Below are 932 nucleotides of genomic sequence, written 5' to 3'. Positions count from 1 at the left end.
AGAGCCCGATCCGAAAGTTTTTCAAGCTTGACAATGCCTTGCTGTCCGTCGTGTGAGCATGCGGATCGAGGCGATCAATGTCCATGCGGTTGAGGAAGCAATGGACTTTTCCCAATCTTTGGCGAGCCGCCTGCACCGTCCCAGCCAGGCGAATGTCCGTTCAACCACCCAGCGGCGAGGCAAGATCTGAAAGCCCTTCGCCGTATCGGACCGCCTGATGATTTCGACCGTCCATTTTCCCATGGAGGCGAGCGCGGATCGCAATTTGTTGCCAGCATAGCCGCCATCAGCAAAGATGTGGCGCAGCCAGGGAAAGCGCCTGCGTATTGCCGCCAGAACATCAACCGCCCCATCACGGTCCTGGATGTCGGCGGCATGAACGAGGAGAAAGATCAGGAAGCCGCAGGTGTCCGTCACGATATGGCGCTTGCGGCCCTTGACCTTCTTACCCGCGTCATAGCCCGAAAGCCCGCCGCTTTCCGTGGTTTTTACCGACTGGCTATCAATCACGCCCGCGCTTGGAGAGGCTTCACGCCCCTCAATCTCGCGCAGGCTCATGACCAGGACCGTATTCATGACTTCGAACAATCCGGCATCACGCCAGGCGTAAAAATAGCGCCTGACGGTCGAGACCGGCGGAAAGCATTTCGGCAGCAAACGCCACGCACACCCGGCCGAGGCTATGTAGAGCATCGCGTTGACCACCTCGCGCATATCCGTCGTGCGAGGGCGACCGCCCCGTTTCGCAGGGGGCACAAATGGCACGATCAAAGCCCATTCCCCGTCCATCATATCCGATGGATATCGCAGTCCTTCCCGGCTATGTTCACGTCGGGCAATACCAGTCCATGTCACCATTCACTCCATCTCTTCGCAAAGACGGATGAATCACAACAGGCTGGTATTGTTCAAAAACTTTCGGATCGGGCTCT

Annotated in this window: 1 protein-coding gene; it reads right to left on the bottom strand. The window is 57.6% G+C overall.

The genetic code is table 11. The annotated features are described in order from the left end of the window. Positions 1-21: 21 nt before the first annotated feature. Positions 22-858, bottom strand: coding sequence for an IS5-like element IS1031A family transposase (locus CFR80_RS18480; RefSeq protein WP_110507868.1), 837 nt, complete (start codon positions 856-858; stop codon positions 22-24). Positions 859-932 lie beyond the last annotated feature (74 nt).

It is taken from the genome of Komagataeibacter oboediens, assembly GCF_003207815.1.
Classification (GTDB): Bacteria; Pseudomonadota; Alphaproteobacteria; order Acetobacterales; family Acetobacteraceae; genus Komagataeibacter; species Komagataeibacter oboediens.
The sequence above is the reverse complement of the archived record's forward strand: the minus strand, read 5'-3'. Positions and strand labels throughout refer to the sequence as shown.